17 protein-coding genes are annotated in these 21899 nt (G+C 53.8%); 12 read left to right on the forward strand and 5 right to left on the reverse strand.

Annotated features, from left to right (window positions below):
- Positions 1-36 precede the first annotated feature (36 nt).
- Together ACW9KT_RS17130 and ACW9KT_RS17135 are read right to left on the reverse strand one after the other, a co-directional pair.
- Positions 37-270, reverse strand: coding sequence for a hypothetical protein (locus ACW9KT_RS17130; RefSeq protein ID WP_457082602.1), 234 nt, complete (start codon positions 268-270; stop codon positions 37-39).
- A gap of 86 nt (positions 271-356) precedes the next feature.
- Complete coding sequence (locus ACW9KT_RS17135) at positions 357-1649, reverse strand: NAD(P)/FAD-dependent oxidoreductase (protein WP_457082604.1); 1293 nt, start codon at positions 1647-1649, stop codon at positions 357-359.
- 213 nt (positions 1650-1862) lie between these two features.
- Here ACW9KT_RS17135 and ACW9KT_RS17140 point away from each other — a divergent pair, with 213 nt between their 5' ends.
- The 4 genes from ACW9KT_RS17140 to ACW9KT_RS17155 all read left to right on the forward strand — a co-directional run bounded on the left by ACW9KT_RS17140 (position 1863) and on the right by ACW9KT_RS17155 (position 4599).
- Positions 1863-2621: a DUF547 domain-containing protein gene (locus tag ACW9KT_RS17140; RefSeq protein ID WP_457082606.1), complete on the forward strand. Its 759-nt coding sequence runs from the start codon at positions 1863-1865 to the stop codon at positions 2619-2621.
- 91 nt (positions 2622-2712) lie between these two features.
- Positions 2713-3132, forward strand: coding sequence for a hypothetical protein (locus ACW9KT_RS17145; protein WP_457082608.1), 420 nt, complete (start codon positions 2713-2715; stop codon positions 3130-3132).
- Between the two features lie 100 nt (positions 3133-3232).
- A complete protein-coding gene (locus tag ACW9KT_RS17150) occupies positions 3233-3835 on the forward strand; it encodes a methyltransferase family protein (RefSeq protein ID WP_457082610.1) in 603 nt (200 codons plus the stop codon).
- 299 nt (positions 3836-4134) lie between these two features.
- Positions 4135-4599, forward strand: coding sequence for a carboxypeptidase-like regulatory domain-containing protein (locus ACW9KT_RS17155; RefSeq protein ID WP_457082612.1), 465 nt, complete (start codon positions 4135-4137; stop codon positions 4597-4599).
- Positions 4600-4677: 78 nt separating this feature from the next.
- On the opposite strand, the gene ACW9KT_RS17160 is transcribed toward ACW9KT_RS17155, so the two are convergent.
- Complete coding sequence (locus tag ACW9KT_RS17160; protein WP_457082614.1) at positions 4678-6153, reverse strand: APC family permease; 1476 nt, start codon at positions 6151-6153, stop codon at positions 4678-4680.
- 255 nt (positions 6154-6408) lie between these two features.
- On the opposite strand from ACW9KT_RS17160, the gene ACW9KT_RS17165 reads away from it, so the two are divergent.
- The 3 genes from ACW9KT_RS17165 (at position 6409) to ACW9KT_RS17175 (ending at position 11774) form a co-directional block, all read left to right on the forward strand.
- Positions 6409-7281 (forward strand): hypothetical protein, encoded by an 873-nt coding sequence (locus ACW9KT_RS17165; protein WP_457082616.1) that lies wholly within the window; start codon positions 6409-6411, stop codon positions 7279-7281.
- Positions 7282-7534: 253 nt separating this feature from the next.
- The gene (locus ACW9KT_RS17170; RefSeq protein ID WP_457082618.1) at positions 7535-10276 is read left to right on the forward strand and encodes a hypothetical protein; all 2742 of its coding nucleotides are present in this window, start codon (positions 7535-7537) and stop codon (positions 10274-10276) included.
- 187 nt (positions 10277-10463) lie between these two features.
- Positions 10464-11774, forward strand: coding sequence for a tetratricopeptide repeat protein (locus tag ACW9KT_RS17175; RefSeq protein WP_457082620.1), 1311 nt, complete (start codon positions 10464-10466; stop codon positions 11772-11774).
- An 89-nt stretch (positions 11775-11863) separates the two neighbouring features.
- Here ACW9KT_RS17175 and corA read toward each other — a convergent pair whose 3' ends face one another.
- On the reverse strand, positions 11864-13063 hold the full coding sequence (gene corA, locus ACW9KT_RS17180; protein WP_457082622.1) for a magnesium/cobalt transporter CorA: 1200 nt from the start codon (positions 13061-13063) through the stop codon (positions 11864-11866).
- Between the two features lie 161 nt (positions 13064-13224).
- Between corA and ACW9KT_RS17185 the strand changes: the two genes are divergently transcribed.
- The 4 genes from ACW9KT_RS17185 to ACW9KT_RS17200 all read left to right on the forward strand — a co-directional run bounded on the left by ACW9KT_RS17185 (position 13225) and on the right by ACW9KT_RS17200 (position 17913).
- Complete coding sequence (locus ACW9KT_RS17185) at positions 13225-14250, forward strand: hypothetical protein (RefSeq protein ID WP_457082624.1); 1026 nt, start codon at positions 13225-13227, stop codon at positions 14248-14250.
- A 141-nt stretch (positions 14251-14391) separates the two neighbouring features.
- Positions 14392-15708 carry a hypothetical protein gene (locus tag ACW9KT_RS17190; RefSeq protein WP_457082626.1) on the forward strand — a complete coding sequence of 439 codons (1317 nt, stop codon included), beginning with the start codon at positions 14392-14394 and terminating at the stop codon, positions 15706-15708.
- Positions 15701-16654, forward strand: coding sequence for a glycosyltransferase family 2 protein (locus tag ACW9KT_RS17195; RefSeq protein ID WP_457082628.1), 954 nt, complete (start codon positions 15701-15703; stop codon positions 16652-16654). Before ACW9KT_RS17190 ends, ACW9KT_RS17195 begins: the two co-directional genes overlap by 8 nt.
- Positions 16655-17103: 449 nt before the next feature.
- Positions 17104-17913, forward strand: coding sequence for a phytanoyl-CoA dioxygenase family protein (locus ACW9KT_RS17200; RefSeq protein WP_457082630.1), 810 nt, complete (start codon positions 17104-17106; stop codon positions 17911-17913).
- Positions 17914-18343: 430 nt separating this feature from the next.
- On the opposite strand, the gene ACW9KT_RS17205 is transcribed toward ACW9KT_RS17200, so the two are convergent.
- The gene (locus ACW9KT_RS17205) at positions 18344-20041 is read right to left on the reverse strand and encodes an ArnT family glycosyltransferase (RefSeq protein WP_457082632.1); all 1698 of its coding nucleotides are present in this window, start codon (positions 20039-20041) and stop codon (positions 18344-18346) included.
- Positions 20042-20214: 173 nt separating this feature from the next.
- Here ACW9KT_RS17205 and ACW9KT_RS17210 point away from each other — a divergent pair, with 173 nt between their 5' ends.
- On the forward strand, positions 20215-21852 hold the full coding sequence (locus tag ACW9KT_RS17210) for a hypothetical protein (protein ID WP_457082634.1): 1638 nt from the start codon (positions 20215-20217) through the stop codon (positions 21850-21852).
- The last annotated feature ends 47 nt before the right edge of the window (positions 21853-21899 follow it).

Raw genomic sequence — 21899 nt, forward strand, 5'->3', positions numbered from 1 at the left:
AAACAGAACGGGAAGGGGAGAAGGGCGCTGGAGAGGTTAATGATGATGGTGATGATGTCCCTCGTCGGGCTTGCCGAAAAGGTTTACCAAGGAGCCCACGATGTAAAGCGCCGTCCAGCACACGTAAAGCCAATTGAAGCCTGCTGGCTTTTGCTCGGGGGCAAAAAAGTGTAGAATCAAGTGGGCGCCGATGCTCATCAGGATGCCCGTGATGGCGATGAACTGATAGCTGTTGAGGGCGCTGGGACGATATAGTTTGGAAAGATCCACAGGAGAAGAATAAGTGAGAAAGGCCTGACGATCAGGACTAGATACAGTAAGCACTAACTAAATAAGCCGCGCTTTTGATTCATTAGCTACTTGCTTACTGCCGACAGGTCGGTAAACTGCCGCTGTATTGCCCGTTCGTGGCGGCGGTAAAACTCGGGGTCAAAGTTGGCCTTTTTTAGCTCTTTAAGCACGGTTTCGATGGGCATTTGGGCTTTTATCCAGTTTTCGCATACCGCTTGGCGCAGGCGTAAGCCCATGGCATTGAACCCAACAACCGCATTATTGACCTGTGGGGCAAAATTGATCCGTAGCGCGCAGTTGCCAGTCGGGTGCTGCCAGTAGAAGCTCTCAATGCCATCCGGCGTGCGGGCCGGCACCTGTCCATAAGTCTGGTATTCGAGGTTGAAGAACTTGGCCGAGTTGAACCACACGCCACGCCGGTAGGGGGTAGGCTGCCCGCAGATGGTGTGAGCAACGGTTTCGCCTTGCATGCGACCCGTATACCAAAGCTGCTCGATTGGCACCTCACCCGCGCCAGGTTGGCGGTGCTGGGCGCAGTCGCCGGCGGCGTACACATCGGGCAGGTTGGTTTGCAGCAGCTCATTTACCAGAATGCCCCGGTCGGTTTCCACCGCTGAGGTAGCAGCCAGGCTCAAGTTAGGCGTCACGCCAATGCCTAAGCCCACCCACTGACAGGCAATTTCCTCGCCCCGGCTGGTTACGACGGCGCGCACTCGGCCCTTAGCATCGCCCAGAATCTCTTGCAGTTCGGTGCGGTAGCGCACGTCCACGTCGTGCTGCCGAAACTGCTGGTCGACCAGTTCGGCTTCTTCGGGAGGCAAAACAGAGCCCCAGTAGTGCTGGTCGCGAACGAGCACGGTAGCAGCAATACGGCGAGTATGCAGCATTTCGGCCAGTTCCACGCCAATTAAGCCGCCGCCCACTACCACACCCCGCTGAATGCCGCGCGTATGCTGCTCCATCTGCGCCAGATCAGGAAGGCCGTAAAGTCCCTGTACGCCGCGCAGTTCCTGCCCGGGCCAGTCCGCACGCCGCGACACCGAGCCGGTAGCCAGCAGCAGCTTATCGTACGTTAGGGTCTGGCCATTGCTGAGCTGGATTTGGCGTAGGTCGGCGTTCAGTGCTGTGGCCGTGGCGTGCACCAGCTCTAGGCGGTTTTCCTTCCAAAACCAGTCCTCATAAGGTTTGATATCCTGGTAGCGCAAATGGCCCATGTACACGTACATCAGCGCCGTGCGCGAGTAGTGGTGCTCACTCTCATCAGACACGAGCGTGATGCGGGCCTCCGGCTGCAGACGCCGCACGGTCTGGGCCGCCGTCACGCCCGTAATGCCGTTGCCAATAATAACCAGGTGCATGGATGGAGTTTGGGTATTAAAGTAATTGGATTTGAATTAGCCCGCGAGAAGCTTCGCTTCCACTCTGCATGACGGGCTAATTAAGCGAGTACATTAAAAAGCCCCCCAACCTAAGCACACTCGCAATTGGCAGAGCACAACATTAGTTTGTAGTGTCAGGTTTGCAAATCCATGCTGAGCCGTCTGGCGTATTTCCCCTAAACCTACTCATTTATGTATCCTTCTGGATTTCCGGCCGCAAGGCCATTGCGCCTGCTGGCGTTATTTCTAACGCTTTGGGTACCGCTGGGGGGCGTTTTGGCGGCTCCTGTAGCCCCCACGTTCTCGGCGGCAACCTCGGCTTTCTTGCAGAAATACGTGAATAACGCCGGCAACGTAGACTACGCCGCTATTAAAAAGCAGCCAGCTGAACTGAATAGCTTACTTCAAACCGTGCGGAGCTTCGACACCAAAGCCGCGTCGGCGGCCGAGCGCAAAGCGTTTTACCTGAATGCTTATAACGTCGTCGTTATTGGGGCCGTGGTAGAGCGGTATCCACTGGCGTCAGTGATGAAGGTGCCGGGCTTCTTTGATAAGCTGCAGTTTACAGTAGCCGGCGAGCAAACCACGCTAAATGACCTCGAAACCAATAAGCTGCGCAAACCCTACAATGACCCGCGCATTCATTTTGCGCTGGTGTGTGCAGCCAAAGGCTGCCCTCAACTCAGCCGCGAGGCCTATTCAACTACAACCCTCGATGCCCAACTTACGGCCCAGGCTAAGCGTGTGCTTACCAACCCTAGCTTTATTCGGCCCGACGCAGGCGCTAAAAAAGTCTTGGTTTCCGAGATATTCAAGTGGTACGCCGACGACTTCAAAGCCACCGGCAAATCTACCATTGCCTACCTTAATCAGTATCGGGAAGCTCAACCAATTCCGGCTACTTATGCCCTGGATTATTACGCCTACGATTGGACGCTGAATGCCCAGTAAGTTGCTAAAACCGCAACATATAGGTATAACTGTCAGCAAGTCTCCACCGTAAGCAGAAGATAATCAAGCATTCCACCCAAAAGCTACCACAATGATCTTAGATAAATTATTCGGCGGCGACGACGATAACAACGAAAACGGCGATATCACCGAAGGCAAAGGCGTCTCTAAGAACGAAGAGTTTGAGGCGCACAAAAAAGTTCAGCAAACTGAAAGCAACGGCAAGGAAGCCAATGACCCTTCGGCCTATCGCCACATGGGTGCCAACGGCTACACCCAGCGTAGTGACCAGAAAGACCAACTCGAAAACCTGCACATTGGCGGCGACGAAACCACTCCCCAAGGCGGAAACGACCACAAAAATGCGGGTGAGCAGGCTCAAGGCCCTGGTTTTGAGGCCGAAGGAACCTATGAGCTCGACCATACGGTACGCACCAGTGAGCAGAAGTTTGGTGAAGATGCCCCCAGCGGCCCTGATAAACAATTGAAAGACGGATCTATTTCACAATAGAGAGTCGATCAATAGGCGGGAAAGCCCTGTGTCCGCCCCGGCACAGGGCTTTTTGGTACCTCATTCAGCGGGCTCATTCTTTACACGTATCCCGGTTTCTATGCTTTTGTTGCTGTTCGGCTGGATAGTATATTATGTAATTCATAGTGACTTGGCCACTACCCAAGTGAAGGAAGCAGTTGCGGCGCGCTGGTCGGCGGCGCCCCGCTATTACCGACTAGCTTACAACCAGATTTCGGTGTGGCTATTTCTACTGCTGCTGCGCTATCAGTTCAGCCTGCCCGCCCAGCCCCTCCTACCTCGAATACCAGCTTTAGCCATTGGCGGCTATGCGTTGCTGGCCTTAGGGGTCGTGATTGCAGTATTGGCTATGCGTGGGTATAGCCTCAGCGAATTTGCCGGATGGGCGTATGTGCGCCAAGGCGCCGCTGCTGCCAACACTGATTTAAATACCGGTGGGCTCAACGGTATAGTACGTCATCCGTTTCATGCTGGGATAATCATCGCTCTGGGGGGCTTTTTTCTGACTAAGCCTACGTTGCCATGGCTGATATTTGTCGGGTGCGCTATTGCTTATATTCTGGTTGGGAGCCGGTTAGAAGAACGTAAACTGTTGCAGCGGTTTGGCGCCATGTATGCCCATTACCAACAGCGAGTACCTATGTTGTTGCCCCGTTTTGGCGGGCAATCCAATGCTAATTAGTTCGGTTTGTTTGTGAAGCTGAAGTCAGAACAGAGACTGAAAAACTTGGGCTTATCGTCTCGGTCTTTACAAAATGCAGGTTAGCTCGACTGTAAGTACAAAAAATTACTAGAGACAAAAGGGCTCTGTTAGCGTTAAAACTGACTTTGTCACGGTGGAGTTATTTATTATGGCTAAATATTTATAAAATCATTGCTTGGTATGTAATGATTCTTATATATTTACAACAAGAAACTTAGGAAGAGTATTTTTCTCACCTAAACTTTCACCCGCCCCTCTCACCACCTAGTGCTGCATTTATGTCTCTGTTTTCTACACTTACTGCCCTAACTAAGCCTGTCTTAGTTTTGACCTTGTTAGGTAGTAGCCTGCTGGCCAATCCAGCCTTAGCCAACGAGCCTACAACTAAGACCAAAAGAGGAAGCGTTGAGAAAGCTTCGACTTCGGTTGCAGCGGTAGCCCCTGCAGTGGCGCCCGTAGCAGTTACGGCTACCACCGCTATGCTTACCCTTACGGGCCGTATTCGCAACGAGGAAGGGCAGCCTCTAGCCGGTGCTACCGTGTACCTGCATGGCAGCGACTTGGCCGTCATCACTGATACTGAGGGCAAATTTGTAATTGAAGTGCCTGCCGCTGGCAAAAAAACGCTTCGCTACGGCTACGGTGGCTACAACGACCGCGACGTAGTTATCGGGACCAGCGCCCCACTGACTATGAGCCTCCAACCCAGCGCTGCAACGTTAAAGGAGCGCAAAGACAAATAATCAAACTGTTACTCACAAAAAAGCCCCCCAGAAGTTTCTAGGGGGCTTTTTTGTGAAGCTTATTTTGTGAGCCTACACCTACACTTTCACCTTCTCCGACTCAGACCGGGCGGCGAACCGTTTGCCAAAGAAGAAGTAGACCGGCACACCCACCGCCACGAGCAGCAAACCCAAGCCCGAATCGCGAGCCGTAGCGGGCGACACGAGTAGAATGACGCAGAACGCCGAAGCTAGGATAACATAGAGCATCGGAATAATAGGGTAGCCCAGGGCGCGGTAGGGGCGCGGTGCATCGGGGCGCGTACGACGCAAAATGAAGATGCCAATGATGGTAATAACATAAAACAGAATCACGGAGAACATCACGTAGTTGAGCAGCTGCCCGTACGAACCAGACAGACACAGCAAGCAGGCCCATAAGCACTGAGCCCAGAGCGCTACACCGGGCACACCAGCCTTGTTCAGCCGCGCCATACCAGGAAAGAACAACCCATCCTTGGCCATAGCATAGTAAGCGCGGGCCCCGCTGAGAATGATGCTGTTATTAGCGCCAAAGGTGCTGATCATGATAAGCACGGCCATTACATAAGCGCCGGCCCGGCCCAGAATACTTTCCGCTACGGCGGTTGCTACCAAGTCGCCCTGGGTGTACATAATGCCGCGCCCAGCTATATCAGCCGCGCCTGGGCTGCCCTCTAGCGGCAGCACCAGCAGATATACCAAGTTAATAAGCAGATACAAACCCGTAACGATAGCTGTACCAATAGCCATGCTAAGCACAATAGTCCGCTCGGGCCGCACGATTTCGTCGCCGGAGAAGCCGATGTTATTCCAGGCATCAGAACTGAACAGGGAGCCAGTCATGGCTAGGCCGATAGCGCCAATCAGGCCCCAGGCGCTCAACGGCACCGATTCGCCGGTGGGCAGAAAGCTGGCGGCTTGCCACATGTTGCTAAAGTTTACGCTCAGAGCCTCCTGATTAATACCCAGCGCCAGGCCAAAGAGGATCAGCAACCCTAAGGCTATCAGCTTAGTAGTGCCAAACACGTTGGAAATCAGCTTGCCGCCGCGCACCCCGCGCGAGTTCACCCAGGTCAGGCCTACCAGCATAATCACGGCCAGTAGCATCACGCTATTAAACTCGAAGCCCAACACAGAAAACAGAATGCGCTGCTCACTAAACCACGGCACCAGCACGCCAACAAAGCGGGCGAAGGCCACAGCTACTGCCGCAATAACACCTGTTTGAATAACCAGAAACAGCGACCAGCCATACAGGAAGGCCACCAGCTTGTTGTAGGCCTCACGCAGGTACACATACTGACCACCCACCTTCGGAAACATGGAGGCCAACTCCCCGTAACTCACGGCCCCGGCCAGGGTGATAAAGCCCGTAATCAGCCACACCACCAGTAGCCAGCCGGGCGAGCCCACTTTGCGGGAGATATCGGCGGAAACAATGAAAATACCAGAACCAATCATGCTGCCCGTCACGATCATGATGGCATCAAAGAGAGTAATGGCGCGTTGAAACTGACCTTGTTTTTCAGGCATGAGCGGGAGGTAGAATTGGATTCAGGGGCGGAAGATAGAAAAGAAATAGCCTGTCTGATGCAGCTAGGCAAGCTGGGGGGCAAATTGGGGCCGAACCAGAAGCAAAACGTGAGTTGCTTCTGGCGTCAGCTGAGCCAGCGCAGCGACAGGCCGCATGGCCCCGGCAAAACAAAACGTGTCCGCAGCTGCTTGCTTAGCCCAGCGGAATACGTCGGGCTATAGTACATGCCCACAACAAAAATCCTACATTTCGCCATGCGACTTCTTTATCTGGTATTCGGCGACAACCTGCAGAATCACTTTCAAGCTACTTTTTCCATCCTCTCGTTTCTTCGGCAAAAAAGCAGCGGACTGGCGGGCGTCACCGTTATCACCGACGCGCCCGATTTTTACAAGCACCTGGCCTCGGAAATAACCGTGCAGATAATTGAGCCCACCACGCTGCGTGAGTGGCAGGGTGAGTATAATTTTTTCTGGCGGGCCAAGATCAAGGCCTTGGAATTCACGGCCCGGCAATACCCAGATCTACCGCTGCTCTACCTCGATACCGATACCTTCCTGCATGGCCCGTTAGAGTCGCTTAGCCAAGCGCTGAACGCGGGCACAGCTTTTATGCACGAGTCGGAAGGCGCACTGTCTGGCCTTACCAGCAAAACAGAGCGCCTCATGTGGCAGCAGATCAAAGACCGAACATTTGGTGGTGTTCAACTGCAGGAGCAGCACCAGATGTGGAATGCCGGCGTAGTGGGCATTCCCGCGGCCCGCAACCTAGAGGCCATTGACTTAGCCCTGCGCATCTGCGATGCGCTTTGCGAGCAGCAAGTTACGCCCCGCCTGATTGAGCAGTTCGCCTTATCGGTGGCCCTGGCCGAAACGTATTCTTTGCTGGAGGCCCGCCCGACGATCGGGCATTATTGGAGCACCAAGGAAGAGTGGAACACCAGCATCAGCGCCTTCATGTTAGAATCTCACTTAAAAAAGCGGACTCTAGAAGCCGAATTGGCTGCTCTCAGTTCGTTTGATTACCGGAAGCTGCCAATCAAAAAGAAGCTGCGCAATACTAAACGCCGCCTAGATAAACTCTCCCATCGTATGTTTCCACCCAAGCAGGTTGACTTCATTCAGTAAAATACTTGATTTGCCAGAAAAAGCCCCCCAAAGCTACATTGGGGGGCTTTTTTGTAAACTTCGGCCCACTACATTCTTAAATTCGAGTCATCACCCTTATTTGCTTAAGCTAATTATTTCAGGGGGCAGATTCGGCTAAGCAATAAAGGAGCGCATCAGCTTACTTACGTATAGCATAAGCTACGCTCACAACCTTCGCTGGCGCTTAGCCGAATAGCTACCTTTGCCCCCTTGCTCACGCTCCCTAGCCCTAATGTCGCAGAAGCTTCTGGTGTTTTTGGTTGGACTGCTGCTGGTTTCGGCCCTCGGCTCTTACCTGTATTACCGCCGCACCGTGGCTCGCACCCCCGTGGATCCCTGGGCGCTGGTGCCCGACGATGCTGTACTGGTAACCGCCACCCGCGACCATCCAACCTTAGTACGTCACCTCAAGGAAACCCAGATCTGGGACAACATGACGGGTGTGCGCTACTTTCAGCAAGTCGAAGAAAACGTTACCCTTATTGACAGCATAGCCGGCAGCCGCGATGTGGTGCTGCGCTTTTTAGGAACTAAGCTGGTCCTCATGTCGGTGCACGTTACGAGTCCAGGCGCCTTCGACCTACTGTTTCAGGTTCCCATAGGTACCGTTCGCGAGTATCGGCAGTTGCGCACACTAGTAGATGGCCTAGGCCAGGATGCGCGCTACCGAATCAATACCCGGGAATACCGCGGGCATCAACTCACTGACATAAGCCAGCGGGGCAGCGGCAGCGGATTTACCTACTTAAACTACCGCAACCAGCTTATTATGAGTTCCAATGCGGGTTTGGTAGAAGCCGTAGTGCGCCGCCTTGAGCAGCCCGAATTGCCCTCCATAGCTGCCGACTTTCAGAATACCGATTATCTGCAGCACAAGGATGTCGACGCTATGCTGCTGCTTAATTACCGACAGCTGCCGCCGTTCCTGAACGTGTTTTTCCGGCCGGAGCTGCGGCCTAGTCTGCAGAGCCTAACGGGCTTGACGCGCAATGGCCTACTGGAAATGAAGCTGGTAGGCAACAAGATTCTATTTAAAGGATTTGCTAACCCCGAAACCACCCGCGACGCCCTGCACGAGCGCCTGCGCGGGCAACCGGCCCAGCGGCTGCGCATGGCCGAGGTGCTTTCCCTGCGTACAGCGCTGCTCCTGCATATGGGGCTACAGGACATGACCAAGCTGCCGGCCGCTCCCCGTGCAACTCCCACTGATACGCTCACAACCCAAACTCATAGCCTCTTCGATAGCCTGACCGCTTCCTTTAGTCGGGAGGCGGCACTGTGTTATCTAGCTTCGCCTTCGCCCCGCCAGAACCCGGCTAAACTCGCTCTAGTGTATTGCCCCGATCCTACGCGTACGGCTACCTTGCTGGGCCAGCTCCGTCGCCTCACGGGCACCAGCCCTTCGTTTGAGCGCGTGGGGCCTTATCGTATTTACCAAACTGGCATTCCGGAGTTGCCCAGTCATTTGCTGGGGGGCTTTTTCACGGGCTTTGAGTCGGCTCCCGTAGTGGCGCAAGTGGGCGAGTACCTGGCTTTTGGCAAAGACGCCGACGCGCTACGCTCATGGCTCAATGATGTAATAGGGAAAGCAACATGGAGCAGCTCGCCTGCCCAAGTGGCTTTTTTGCAAGAAACGCAGCCGCTGGCCCGCCTGAGTTTGGTGATGGACACGCGCAACAGCTGGAACGTGCTGCTGCGGGCGTTGGTAGAGGAGCGCCGGGCAGGTTTGCTGCGCAACGAAACCTTGTTTAAGCGTTTTCCTCAACTATCCTTGCAGCTGGTGCCTACCACAAATGAGGCCGATACGGGTGCTCAATACTACACTCAGCTTTTGTTGCGTCACCCCGTAGCCGGGCCCGCGGTAGCTAGCGCTCAAGGAGCTAATGCTACAGGAGGCCTGCTTACGTTCAAAACGCCACTAGCTAGCTCGCCCACGCTCGTCACGGTACAGGGCGCGCGTTTGCCTGGTGTGCTGGTGCAAGACAATGCGCAAGTGCTGCACTACGTAACCCCCGACAACGCCGTCGCCTGGTCCGATTCGCTTCCTGGGCCGCTGGTCGGAAATATCAGCCGCCTGCCGGTGGGGGGCAATTTGGGCTATCTGCTGGCTACGCCTACTCAGCTTCACCTCTTTGATCCGCAGGGGCGAATGGCGCCGAACTTTCCGCTTAATCTGCCGGATACGGTGCGGGCCAGTTCGCTAACGCACGGCCCGGTGGTTGGGCGCACGCCGCCTGGCTTATTGGTCGGTGGTGGGGGTGGGAATCTGTTTTTGTACAACACCAACGGCCTCGCCTTTACTGGCTGGCAGCCTAAGCGTCTCGATTTCAACCTGGCGGCGCCCCCGCATTACTTGGCCGTAGGAGGGCGTACTGTTATTGTAGCTCTGCTCGAGAATGGCTACGTGTATGCCTATAATCAGCAGGGTACGCTATATCCGGGCTTTCCGCTCAGCCTGGGGGCTCGTATGCACTCGGGGGCTTTCGTTGAAGTCGGCACTACTTTGCGCCGCACTCGCCTGACCGTGGTAAATCAGCACGGCGAGCGGCTGACCTTCAACTTGAGCGGCGACGTGGTAAACAAGGGGCGGGTGGCGACCTGGAGCCGCAACTCCGTATTTCGACTCATTGCTGATCCTGCTGGCCGCAGCTACGTGGTAGCGCGCGAGGAAGGAGGGCAGCTAAGTTTATTTGAGCCCACGGGTCGGCAACTGCTCACACAAAAGTTTCTGACATCGGCTCGCAAGCCCATACAATACTTCGATTTTGGCACCGGACGCCGCGTGTTTGTTCTCACCGAGCCTGGGCCGCGCCAAGCTTATCTCTACGATGCTCAGGGTCGCTTAGTAGGAGGGCAGCCTTTCGCAAGTACTGCTCCCGAAGTAGGCTTATACTATGAAGCTGGCACCGGCATATATCACCTCTATCGCACGGTCGGAAACGAGTTGCGCCGCACTGATGTAAAGATGAACTAGCCCCCTAGCACTATGTAGGCGACGGAGCTTAGGTATGTTAATTGCTTGTATTACCCCGATATTCTGTAAAGAGTACGGGGTTTATTTTTTATTGTATAATAAGTTGATAAATGCCGAATTAATGCTTATTCCGTATTAAGTTTCTAACTTTCGTCCGTGTAAGTAGGGAAAGATTTAAAGTAGCACTATGTATAGAAAACTTTTACTCTTATTATTTGGCTTATATCCTTTATTAACCCTGGCACAGAGCATTAACTCAGTGCCCGCGTTGCCGGTCATGCCCGGCGTAGAAGTGGCTGATGTTGAGGTGCTACCCGGCGCCGTTGATACGAAAGGCTGGCTTCTGCTCGACCAGGATATTCAAACCGAGCTAGAGGGAGCAGTACATAATCTATACAACTTCAAATTCGATAAAGCTGAACGCCAGTTTCGCTCGTTGCGCCGTCGTTATCCGCAGCATCCCATGCCATACTTTTTGATGGGGCTGAGCACATGGTGGAAAATTCTGCCGACGAATATGCAGGCCAAACAGTATGATAAACAGCTCTTTGCATACATGGATACGGCCATCGTGTATGGCGAAAAGCTCTATAAAGCCGACCCTAAAAACTACGAAGCCTGTTTTTTTCTTTCAGCGGCCTACGGCTTCGATGCTCGCCTGAATGCGGAGCGTTCCAACTGGCGCAAGGCGACCGTAAGCAGCAAGCGCGCCCTTGACTATTTAGAGAAAAGCAAAGAAGCTAATGGGTTGAGCGCGGACTTTCTATTGGGGCAGGCGCTGATGAATTATTACGCCGTCTGGATTTCGGAAAACTACCCCTTGCTACGGCCAGTACTATTATTCTTTCCCAAGGGCAACCAGAAGCTTGGTTTGCAGCAACTGCGCACCGTGGCCGACAATGGCTTTTATACGGGCATGGAAGCTAAGTTCTTCCTAATGAAAATCCTGCTTAATGAGGAAGACAACCCTGCTGCCTGCTTGCCTGTGGCCCGGTACCTGGCCGTTACATACCCCGATAATGGCTATTTCCAGCGCATTTATGCTCTTACCTGCTTTCGGGAGCAGCAGAATCAGGAGTGTGAGCGGGTGTGCCGCGATATTCTAGCCAAAATTAATAAGGGAATGCCTGGTTATGAGGGTGTTAGCGGTAAGTACGCTACCTACATGCTCGGCTCGCTCATGCAATTGCGCTACAAGGACGTGGCCAAGGCCAAAGACTATTACGAGCGCTGTATTGTATTCGCGGAGGCTACCGGCGAAACAACGATTGGATTCTATGTATTTGCTAATCAGAACTTAGCTCAGATAGCAGCCGCGGAAAAAGATGTAAAGACGGCCCTACGCTACTACGGCGTAGTGCGCGACAAAGCTGACCGCAAATCTGAATCGTACCAAGAGGCAACGGCTTACTATAAGAAGCATAAAAACGACCGCTTCAATTCGGGTAGCTCGCCGGCTCCACGGGCCGCCGGACCCGCGCTGCAAAGTCGCCGCTAAAACATAATACTTCAAAAAAGCCCCCCAGCAGCCATAATCCGGCTGCTGGGGGGCTTTTTTATAAGACAACTTGCAATCTTGCAGCGAGCTTAGCGATTGGAAAGCCAGCCTTTACGATAGAAGTATACGATTTGACCCGTCACAATGAAGGCCAGTATGGCCATTAAGATAGGGTAGCCCCAGGGATGATACAACTCGGGCATGTTCCAGTAATTAATGCCGCCATTGGGGTTTTCGCGCTGGAAGTTCATACCATACAGACCTACCACAAAGCTCAACGGAATGAATATGCTGCTGATAATGGTAAGCACCTTCATTACCTCATTCATGCGGTTGCTTTGGTCAGACATAAACAGGTCCACAAGGCTGGTAACAGACTCACGGTAGCTCTCGGCTAGGTCTAGGGTTTGAATGGCGTGGTCGTAGCAGTCGCGGAAAAACAGCTTGATGTCTTCAGGAATAACCTCGTCGGGTAGGCGCAGGATTTCGGCGATTTTCTCGCGCTCCGGATATACTAGGCGCCGAAAACGAATGATGTCTTTCTTGATGTGCAGAATACGGTTGAGCAGGCGCCGATCGACGCGACGCCCTGTTATAATGCGGTTTTCCAGCGTTTCGATGTAGTCGCCTATTGCCGCCATAGTGGGGTAATAATGGTCGAGCACCACATCGGTGAGGGCGTAGGCCAGATACAGCGACGAACGTTGCTTGATATGGCTAAACCCGGACCGTAGGCGGTTGCGGACCGCATCGAGGCAGTCTTCGTAATCCTCCTGAAAGGTGAGAATGTAGTTGGGGCCCGTGAAGATGGAAAGCTGATCGTCGTCGATTTCGAGTAGAGGCGTGAACTCCGTCATGCGCGATACCAGAAAAAGGCGACGGTCGTCTAGCACGTCTACTTTCGCCCGCTGGTAGTCGCTGAGCACATCTTCCATGAGCAGCGGATGAATATCGAAATCAGCCATCATCTGCTGTATCATACCCAGGTCGTTGTAGCCCCGCACATCAATCCAATGCTTGAGATGGGGCGACGCCTGGAAATAAGCAATCAGTTCGGCGTAGCTGGTGTACTCTTTCTCCTCATAATAAGCTGCCTCGTAAGAGATCAAAAACAAGCGCGGCGGCAACGCATCTGGCCGGATATTCAAGGTGCCGGGGCGCTGGCCGACGGTCTGCTCCCGAGCCAAGCGCGTCGCGTCGCGGTCGGCTACGCCGGTAGGATGCGTGGTGTCCAGGTCGTGGTGCAGGTCGGGAGCCTCGGCGGTAGGGGGCGGCATTTTGGGTTCCATGCAGCAATAGGGAAGAAATAGAGCGTTTTGCGGTATCTAAGGTAATGAGGGTTGGGCGGAGGTAGGCCTAAGTTGATACGAATAATGCCGCCTTCCCGCATGGACATTGCAAGGAGGTACAATAAACCCCGCACTTTTACTCGTACTTTCGCGGTCCCGATTTGACTTTTTCATTGGTGAACTCACCCGCCGACGCTGCCCAACTGCTTGCTTTTTCGACCAATGGCGCTCGGTATGTCGTGCGGCACGGGTACGGCACCGGCCCAGCCTTGCCACTGGCCTTTGAGCCCTTCCTGTATTTTCAGCCCACCCACCTTGCCCTCCAGATGGCTCCCGGTGCGCACCTAGCATTCTACCTTGAAGATCATACGCAGGGCATGACAGTAGCGCAGCTGCACGTTTTTCTCGAGAACGCGGCTCAGCCTACTATGGCTTATAGTCCATATCAAGCCCCATTTGGGGGAGTGCAGATGGGTCCTGGTTTGACGAGTGGAGCCTTGGGCAGGTATTTGGAGGCCGTACATGCCGTGCTGGAGGCGGCCCGTGTGCGGCAAGTGCGTTTACGCGCTTACCCTTTTGCCTACGACCCCACTAGCAGCGGCCTTCTTACGCACGTACTCAGTCAGTTAGGCTACCGCGTAGTATTGGCCGAGCTGAATAACCATCTGCCATTAAATCAGGACTTTGAAGCGCGCCTGCACCCGTCGGAGCGGCGGCGCTTGGCTAAATGCCGGCGCCACGGCTTTCATTTCGAGCAGGAGCCGTTGTTTTTTCTGCCCAAGGCCTACGAGTTTCTGCGGCGCTGTCGGGAGGAAAAGGGCCAGCACTTATCCATGAGCGAGGAGCGGCTAACCGAGCTATTCCGCCTTCTCCCCAATAATCACTTTCTGTTCTCCGTGCGCGACGCAGCCGGCGAGTGGGCAGCCCTTACGGTTGCCATTCAAGTAAACGAGCGGGTCTTGTATAATTTTTACCCAGCTAGTCCGCTATCCTACAACGCGTTTAGCCCAGTAGTCATGCTAAACGAAGGCCTGCACGCCTTCGGCCGGGCCAGTGGTTTGCACCTGCTCGACTTGGGCACTTCGAGCTTGCCTACAGGCCTGAACCAGTCTCTATTGCAGTTCAAGCGACATTTGGGCGGAATTCTTAGCTTGAAGCTAACATTTGAGTGGGAAGCCGCTTCGTAAAATCGGACTAGCCTAGCTAGTTTCGAGCTTAAACGGTTTCTGCCAGTGCTAGTGAGGCTGGAAATTTGCTGATTCAATGGCTAGGCGGTATGCAGTAGCAAACTAGCTGCTCGGCCATTTAGAGCTCTCAACTCGAATTCTGTGCTTTCTAATTTGCCCCCCAACACTGCCAAAAAAGCCCCCCAGCCTGCACCGGATACCTCGGTGCTAGGGCGGTTCCTGCGCGGTTCACTGGGTTCAGGTTTGGGAATAAGTGCGCGAGTGAGCAGCGCCTTGCTACTCAATAAGCTACTAGCGCTCTACGGCGGACCCGGAGGGCTCACGCTGCTGGCTCATTTTCAGAACCTTTCGGCGCTATTTACCACCCTGCCTAACGATGGGGTGCACGTAGGCGTGGTGAAGTATCTGGCGCCGCTACGCGCTGGTTCTGGGCGCTACCGGGCTTGGTTTGGTGCTGGCCTTATCCTCAATCTGCTGGGACTTCTGCTGGGTGGACTGGCCTTAATGCTGGCGCCAAGGCCGCTAGTAGGTCTATTTCATCTCACGGCTGGGTGGGCGTTTTGGTTTTTTCTTGGTATCGGATTGCTCTCGGCTCATGCCTTGCTTGGGTCGGTGCTGTTGGCGGCGGGGCGGCTGCGAGCCTACGTGGGGCTAACCGTTGCACTAAGCTTTCTGGGGGTGAGTGGGGCCGGGGCCACCCTAGCCCTGGGATGGCCGGTAGAGCAGGTGTTATTGGCTTACTTGTTAGCGCAAGCTTGTACATTGGTACCTGCTTTAGTTGTATGCAAGCGGGCGGGCCTGTTGCCGCGCTTAGGTGGGCGGGTGAGCAAGGTAGCGCTCCGAGGCTTAGGCCGTTTCCTGCTGATGGCAGGCAGCTTGCTTTTATTTGGCACAGCCGTCAACTTTGCTTTGCGCGAGGTGCTGATCGCCCGCTTCGGTCTCGCCCAAACCGATTTGTGGCAGGCTGTGGCCAAGACCTCCGACAACTACACAATGGTATTTACGGCCCTGATGAGCAGTGTATATTATCCTCGCCTGGCCGCCCTGAGTACCCAACCAACCGCCCAGCGAGGGTATGTGCGCACGGTAGTCTTACTGTTAGCCCCGGTACTTGCTGTCGGCCTAAGCGTGCTGTACCTGCTGCGCGATTGGCTGCTGCCCTTGCTTTTTGATGAGCGTTTTGCGGCCTCTAGCTACCTTTTTGCCCCCCAGCTGCTCGGCGATTGGTTTAAATTCATCACCTGGCTCTTACTTTTCCTGCTAACGGCTCAGGCCCAGGTAGGGCGGTACGTGGCGGTGCAAGCGGGCTCGGCGGTGCTGTATGCGGCCTTGTTACAAGTCTTGTTGCCACAGTATGGCTTACTGGGCGTGACACTGGCTCACGCCGCTCGCTTTGGCATTTTGCTCCTGGCCTGTGGCGTGTACTTTCGAGACTATCTACGCCGTAGTCATGGTTGATTTTGCTTCCAAAAAAGCCCCCCAGCCTAAAGTTGATGCTGACCTGCCGCTAGTGACCATTGTGGCTTTGTGTCACAATCATGCGCTTTTTCTGCGGGAGGCGCTGGATTCGATTTTGGCCCAAACCTATCCGGCGCTCGAAGTACTCCTCGTGGATAATGGTAGCACCGATGGCAGCCCGGAGATTCTGCGCGAGTATGCGGCCGCCAACCCGACCTGGCAGCTCACGCTGCATGCTCAAAACCTGGGGTTGTGTGCTGGTTTCAACCAGGCATACCGGCAATCGCGCGGGGCATTTTTGATTGACTTTGCCACCGATGACGTGCTGCTGCCCGCGCGGGTGGCCCAGCAAGTGGCGGCTTTTCAGCGTTTACCCGCTAGCTATGGCGTTGTGTATTCAGATGCTGAACTCATCGACGAACAGTCGCGCTTTTTGCGCTACCATTTCCGCCGTACCCGCAAAGGGGTTCAGCCTCGTCCGGCTTCGGGTGAAGTGTTTGCCGATGTGCTCGAGCGCTATTTCATCAGTACACCCAGCATGATGATGCGGCGCGCAACGCTGGATGAGCTACGCGGTTACGACGAAACACTTTACTACGAGGACTTTGATTTCTGGGTGCGGGCCGCGCGCCATTGGCATTTCTACTTTCTAGACGAGGTAACCACCCGCAAGCGCAAACATCCGCAGGCAATGTCGCGCCAAGCCTACCTGCCCGACGATCCTCACCTCGATTCTACTATCCAAACATGCCGAAAAGCGTTGGCTTTGTGCCGAAATGAAAGGGAGCGGGCTGCCTTAGCCGTGCGTCTGCGGTGGGAAATGCGGCAGTCGATCCGTTGGGGTAATCATGAGCATGCGCTGCGTTTCTATGACCTGCTGCGGCAAACTGTTTGGGTGAGCCCATTGGATTGGCTGTTGTTTAGTTGGAGTAAACTGCGCCTGTAGCTTGTCCTTTGAGTGAGGCTTACCATTTGAGATTTAGAAGTCTGCCTAATCTGGTAATAAATATAGCTCCACACCATTATCCTGCACCTGAAATTGGCGACGCGGAAAGCGCGCTAGTAGCTCGTCTGCTGAGTAGGGAATGACCTGTGGGATTAGCTCGTCGTATTCGTAAGGCCCCTATTAAGCGAAAAAGAAAAACGCAAGGGTAAAAACTACAACAAAGGCCAGCGTGAGGCTGGGCAACTGACGGAATGCTTGAGTCGACACGGCGGCAAGTTACCAATTGGTAGTCGGGCTAGTGGTAGCGGCAGAGCTGATATCCCGATAAGTACCACGGAACAATTGCGCGCTAGCACTGCTTTCTACTACTTTGCGCCCTCATTTATCTCAGCGCGACACGTGGGTACTGGCTCATAATTGTTTTGCTCATTGCTTCTAGCCACTATTTTATGAAAGCGAATATCAATGCTCGTGAGGTTCATTATCAGATTGAAGGCGAAAGTGGGCAGGCAGATAACCAGGTGCTTCTAGCTAGCAGCATTGATTTGACCAGTGGCACTCCTTGGGCCGACGAGGGCTATACTATTGCCACCTTTCTGCCCGCTCCCGAGCAACAGCAATTGCAGGCCGGATTAGAAGCGCTGGTGCGTGAAGCGCTACGTGCGGCCGGGGTATCGGTAGCTAATGATTTTCCTATCCAAGACTATCATAAGGTGATTGGGGATGACCAGCACCGGCATCTAGCAGTTGTAAACCTGACGAAGGAATACTTCATTGAGCGCTTGCCGGTACCCGTAGCCCTGCTGGAAAAGCGAGTTTCGGAGCTGTGCGGCCGGGCTGTGCAAGCCTACAATCCCTTTGATCAAATGCGCATCTTTCACCTCCGCCTAGTGCGGCCGGGCCGCTCAGATAATAATCCGCTGCACCGCGACGTGTGGTTGCCAGATTATGATAATTGCCTCAATATCTACGTGCCCGTAGCTGGCAGCACGGCCGATTCTTCTTTGAGCTTAGTGCCCGGGAGTCATTGGTGGCCCGAAAGCCAGGTTGAGCGCACTCGAGACGGGGCTGTTTATAACGGAGTTACGTACACGGTGCCCGCAGTCAAAAACAGTGAAACGCCGCTCGAACTAATTAGGCCTAACCCAAGTGCATCTGAAGTGCTGGTTTTCTCACCCTATTTACTGCACGGTGGAGCAGTTAATCTAAATGCAGATGCCACCCGCCTGTCGCTGGAGATGCGTTTTTGGGCAGCCTAAGACTCTTGCATCCCACTGACTTTGAGCTTTGAATACTTGATATTAGCGTGGTTTGAGCATTATCCATGCTGCAAAATTTACTTAATCATCATATAATCTTATATCCTAGCCGTAGTTCAACCGATTATATATGTGTCCTCATTAGCTAAAAATATTTGTATTATTTATACGTAATAGTCTATTATTCAGGCTATCCTTATGTCACAAATACCGGTTTTTTTTCCTTGTTAGGAGGGGGCGTTATGGCGAGATTTGAATATATTTTAAATCATAAAGACGCGTATATGAAAACGACTGTCTACTATCGCCGCCAAACGTACATCGTAACCTTACTACTGGCTGTAAGCTGCATTTTGATGCTGGTTACCACCTGATTGAGGTAGCTGATCATACAAACCTGGGCAGAGATCCTGCCTATCGCTGCGCTATTCTACTTGCTGCTTTGCAGCGTCATTGCGGGTACAGTAGACTTTGTCCGATCTAAATCGAGCTTATACAAGCTCACCTTTCCCACCTCAGCCATCAACTGCCGTTGCGGATAATGGGAAAGCACTTCGGCCGCAGAGTAACGAATCAGTTTTCGGGTCAACTCATCATTGGTAAGTGTGCTGCGATTGAGAAGCAGCCAAGCTTGCTGGCCAGGCATTAGGTGTACAGAGTCCCGGGCAGCGTAGCGGCGGAAAGCTAGGCCGGGGGGCATTTTATAGGTGTAGTAAAAGTCGTAGTTGCTAATGAGGTAATCATCTACGAACACCACACCAGTCAAAGGCGATTGCAAATGGCTGCGGATAAGTTGGTCCTGCTCAAAGTGAGAGGATACGCTCGGCTTGGTCATAAAGTAGGCCGGCCGTAGGGCAGTCATCAGGCCTACAACTAAAAGCAGTAACGTGGCGAAAGCCGGCGTAGCGGGCCGTAGCCAAGGCAACCTTGCTGTGGGGCGTGCCAGAAACGCCATGGCACCAAAGTATAAGCCCAAGCCTCCATAAATGACAGACACGGAACTGCGGGCCCAAACTGCGCAAGCCAGCAGTACTAGCGCAAGCCAACCGCTACCACGCCCAGTTTGGGCAAAGTTGCGAAGGCCGAATCCGGCTGCAATGCACAGAGGTGGGAGCAGGGGAGTGCTCATGCGAGGCAAGAGCGTAATGGGGTTGTACTGCGTAAGGGAAGTGCTGCCCAGCCAGTAAAAAGCCACCGTTGTGCCTGCCAGCGCCAGCCAATACTTAGCATCTGGGTCAGATAGGCGACGCTGATTCAGTAAGGCTGCAACCGCGAACACCACAGCAGTACCTAGGCCGGTTCCGATAAAAAAGTCGAGGGGAGCGATAGTGAGACGGGCCAGCAAGGCGCCGCGCTTACCAAGCAAGTAATTGCCTTCTTTTAAGAACTCGTTAGTGCCCTCAATGAGGTGAATGCGGTATAGCGCGTCGTTGGTGAATAGGTAGTAGAACGCCAGATAGCTCGTCAATAACACCAAGCCTGCTGCGCCGGCTATTAGCCAAAAACGACGATTTTGGCGGTGTCGAATATCCACTATTAGCACCGCTAAATAGAAAGGTAAATAGTAGACAATGGTTTCTTTACTTAGCAGAGCCGCGAAGTTGAGCAAAGCGAAACCCAAGCCCCACCAGCCACTTTTCGTCTGCTGCTTTTGACGCCCTAAGAGTAAAGCTGATGCGCAGCACAAACACCAGAACATCAATATATTGTCTGGGTAGAGGTAATTTGTAAGATTAAGAGTGAAATAGTGGAGTCCTAGCAGTAGCATAGCCCCGGCAGCTACCATCGGTTCGCGCCGTCCGTACAATCTCCAAAGTACCACCGTGCAACCGAGGGTAGCCAGCAAAGGCCACAATGTAGTGGTGACAATGGAGACTCCAAAAAGCGAGTAAAGCAAGGCCACAGGCGCGAAGATCATGGGGCGCTCCCGCAATGGATCGACGAGCAGGCCCTCGGGGTCGGGGGCTACTTTGAAGGTGCCAGTAGCAAGCTGATAGGCGTAACGCGAATAGTAATAATCGTCGAGAGCATAGAGGCCTTCGTGCGTCAGGAAGAAGTATGCGACGGTAAACAGCCCCACCGCTAATAGAGTGAGGAAAGCCAAACGAACAAAGGGACGAGTATTCACGGCCGCAAGGTAGGATGAGGGCAGGAGTAGGCCCAACTTATCATCGCTTTAGCTCGCTCTCTTTCTAAAGTCGGTCACACCTTTTCGCTCTGAACCACCACTCAGCACTAAGTCTCATACACTTCCCAAAGAAGCCGCACTCTACAACTCCTGCCTCTTCCTACCTTGCAGGCATGAACGCTGCTACCCTGGGGGGCATTTTTCGGGTAATACTGCTGCCCCTGCTTTTGCTGCTGGCCGCTATAGCTGGGTTGGGTGCTTATTACGAAACCAACGATGACCTGATCATCACCCAACTGCTACGGGGCGAAACAGCAGCAGCCCCGGTCACCGATCTGCACCTATACTTCCACGGTCTGGCGCCTGTGTTAGCCGCGTTATACACCCGATTTCCTGCTGTGCCTTGGTTTGGGTTATGGCTCTATAGCTTGCTTTACGCATCCTTAGTGCTAGTATTTGCGGTGCTCAACCGCTTGCTGAAGCCTTGGTTAACGCCTACTCAGTTAACTATAGCCTTGGCGCTAATCTTCGGACTAGTACTGATTGAAAATAGCCTTTGGTTTAACTACATGCGCGTGCCTTTGCTGCTGGCCGGAACTGGGGGGCTTTTTGCAGCGCAACGCACCAAACAAAGTTGGGGTGTAGTACTAGGCCTAGTCGCATTCAGCATTGCCTGGCTGATCCGACCGAGCGCCGCCGTACTAGGACTCATAGTAGCGGTGCCGGGGGGCATTTGGCTAGGTGGGCGGCGCGGCGCTATTGTGCTACTAGCGACCTTAGCAGCGGCCGGGCTCGGCGGTGGTTTGCTTGGGCTAACCCGCTCGCCGGCCGCTGCTCACTACCGTGTGCTGGATGTGCTGAAGTCTAACCTTAACGACTACCAGCTTTACCATCCTCAGCCCCAAACGCCCACCGATAGCCTTGGCGTAGCGGCCCTAGGTCATTGGATACTAAGCGATTCTACACTAGTAAACGAAGCTTTTTTTGAACGCACCATGTCTTCGGACGTTGGGTACTTTGTGCGTACTACTGCGCCAGCTAAGCTGGTTACCTTGGGCCGCTTAGTCGTGCGCGACTACTTCCCTTTGCTGCTCCTTAACGCTCTGTTATTTGCCAGTTTGCTGCGAGCTAAATCCAGGCCGGGGGGGCGTTTTTTTTGGCTGGCGCAATTAGGCTTTGTGCTGTTGATTGTAGTGCTAGGTATAGGCCTGAAACTACCGCCCCGGCTGGGGTTGCCGCTTTTCACCTTGTTTAGCCTCGGCAATGTGGTGTACTGGTTGCAACTGCCCCCCAGCTTGCGGTTGCCGTTTCCTAGGCTGGCGCTGGCCGCTTTACTTGTATGTGTTGGGGTTTATGGCTACAAAACCTGGCATCGCAGCCAACTCCTGGCGGCCGAGCAGCAGCAGCACGAAGCTTATCTCGCGAAGCTAACCCAAGCAACGGCTGGGGGGCAAATTCTGGTGACGGCTAACCTAGAAGCAGCTTACAAGTCCTTGTCTCCCTTTCGTGTGTATACGCTTGGCGTAGGGCAGCTTCCCCTCACTGGCTGGGCTACCCTCGATCCTTCACTGCCGAGATTGCGCCAGCAGCTAACCGGCTCGCGCGACTTCCATCTAAGTCTGCAGCGCTTGGCTGAGCGCACCGATGTCCAGTGGGCGTTGGCACCCGAAGTGGTGCCCTTTTTACAACGCTACGCCGCCAGCCGCCAGCCCGCGAGCAAATCAGCCCTCACATTTGAGGCCATTAATGCATTGACAGCCGACTCTTTGCTACCTCAACTATACCAGGTGCGTCTAAGAATGATAGAATAGCCTAAAAAGCCAAAATTTTATAATAGCCCTAACACGGCGATATATCG

The sequence above is a fragment of the Hymenobacter sp. HD11105 genome (assembly GCF_054051685.1).

Coding starts and splice junctions, on each gene's coding strand:
- ACW9KT_RS17175 (WP_457082620.1), top strand. CDS start 10,464: ATGTATAGAAAACTTTTACTCTTATTATTTGGCTTATATCCTTTATTA.
- ACW9KT_RS17160 (WP_457082614.1), bottom strand. CDS start 6,153: ATGCCTGAAAAACAAGGTCAGTTTCAACGCGCCATTACTCTCTTTGAT.
- ACW9KT_RS17155 (WP_457082612.1), top strand. CDS start 4,135: ATGTCTCTGTTTTCTACACTTACTGCCCTAACTAAGCCTGTCTTAGTT.
- ACW9KT_RS17150 (WP_457082610.1), top strand. CDS start 3,233: ATGCTTTTGTTGCTGTTCGGCTGGATAGTATATTATGTAATTCATAGT.
- ACW9KT_RS17135 (WP_457082604.1), bottom strand. CDS start 1,649: ATGCACCTGGTTATTATTGGCAACGGCATTACGGGCGTGACGGCGGCC.
- ACW9KT_RS17145 (WP_457082608.1), top strand. CDS start 2,713: ATGATCTTAGATAAATTATTCGGCGGCGACGACGATAACAACGAAAAC.
- ACW9KT_RS17200 (WP_457082630.1), top strand. CDS start 17,104: ATGAAAGCGAATATCAATGCTCGTGAGGTTCATTATCAGATTGAAGGC.
- ACW9KT_RS17165 (WP_457082616.1), top strand. CDS start 6,409: ATGCGACTTCTTTATCTGGTATTCGGCGACAACCTGCAGAATCACTTT.
- ACW9KT_RS17140 (WP_457082606.1), top strand. CDS start 1,863: ATGTATCCTTCTGGATTTCCGGCCGCAAGGCCATTGCGCCTGCTGGCG.
- ACW9KT_RS17210 (WP_457082634.1), top strand. CDS start 20,215: ATGAACGCTGCTACCCTGGGGGGCATTTTTCGGGTAATACTGCTGCCC.
- ACW9KT_RS17170 (WP_457082618.1), top strand. CDS start 7,535: ATGTCGCAGAAGCTTCTGGTGTTTTTGGTTGGACTGCTGCTGGTTTCG.
- corA (WP_457082622.1), bottom strand. CDS start 13,063: ATGGAACCCAAAATGCCGCCCCCTACCGCCGAGGCTCCCGACCTGCAC.
- ACW9KT_RS17195 (WP_457082628.1), top strand. CDS start 15,701: ATGGTTGATTTTGCTTCCAAAAAAGCCCCCCAGCCTAAAGTTGATGCT.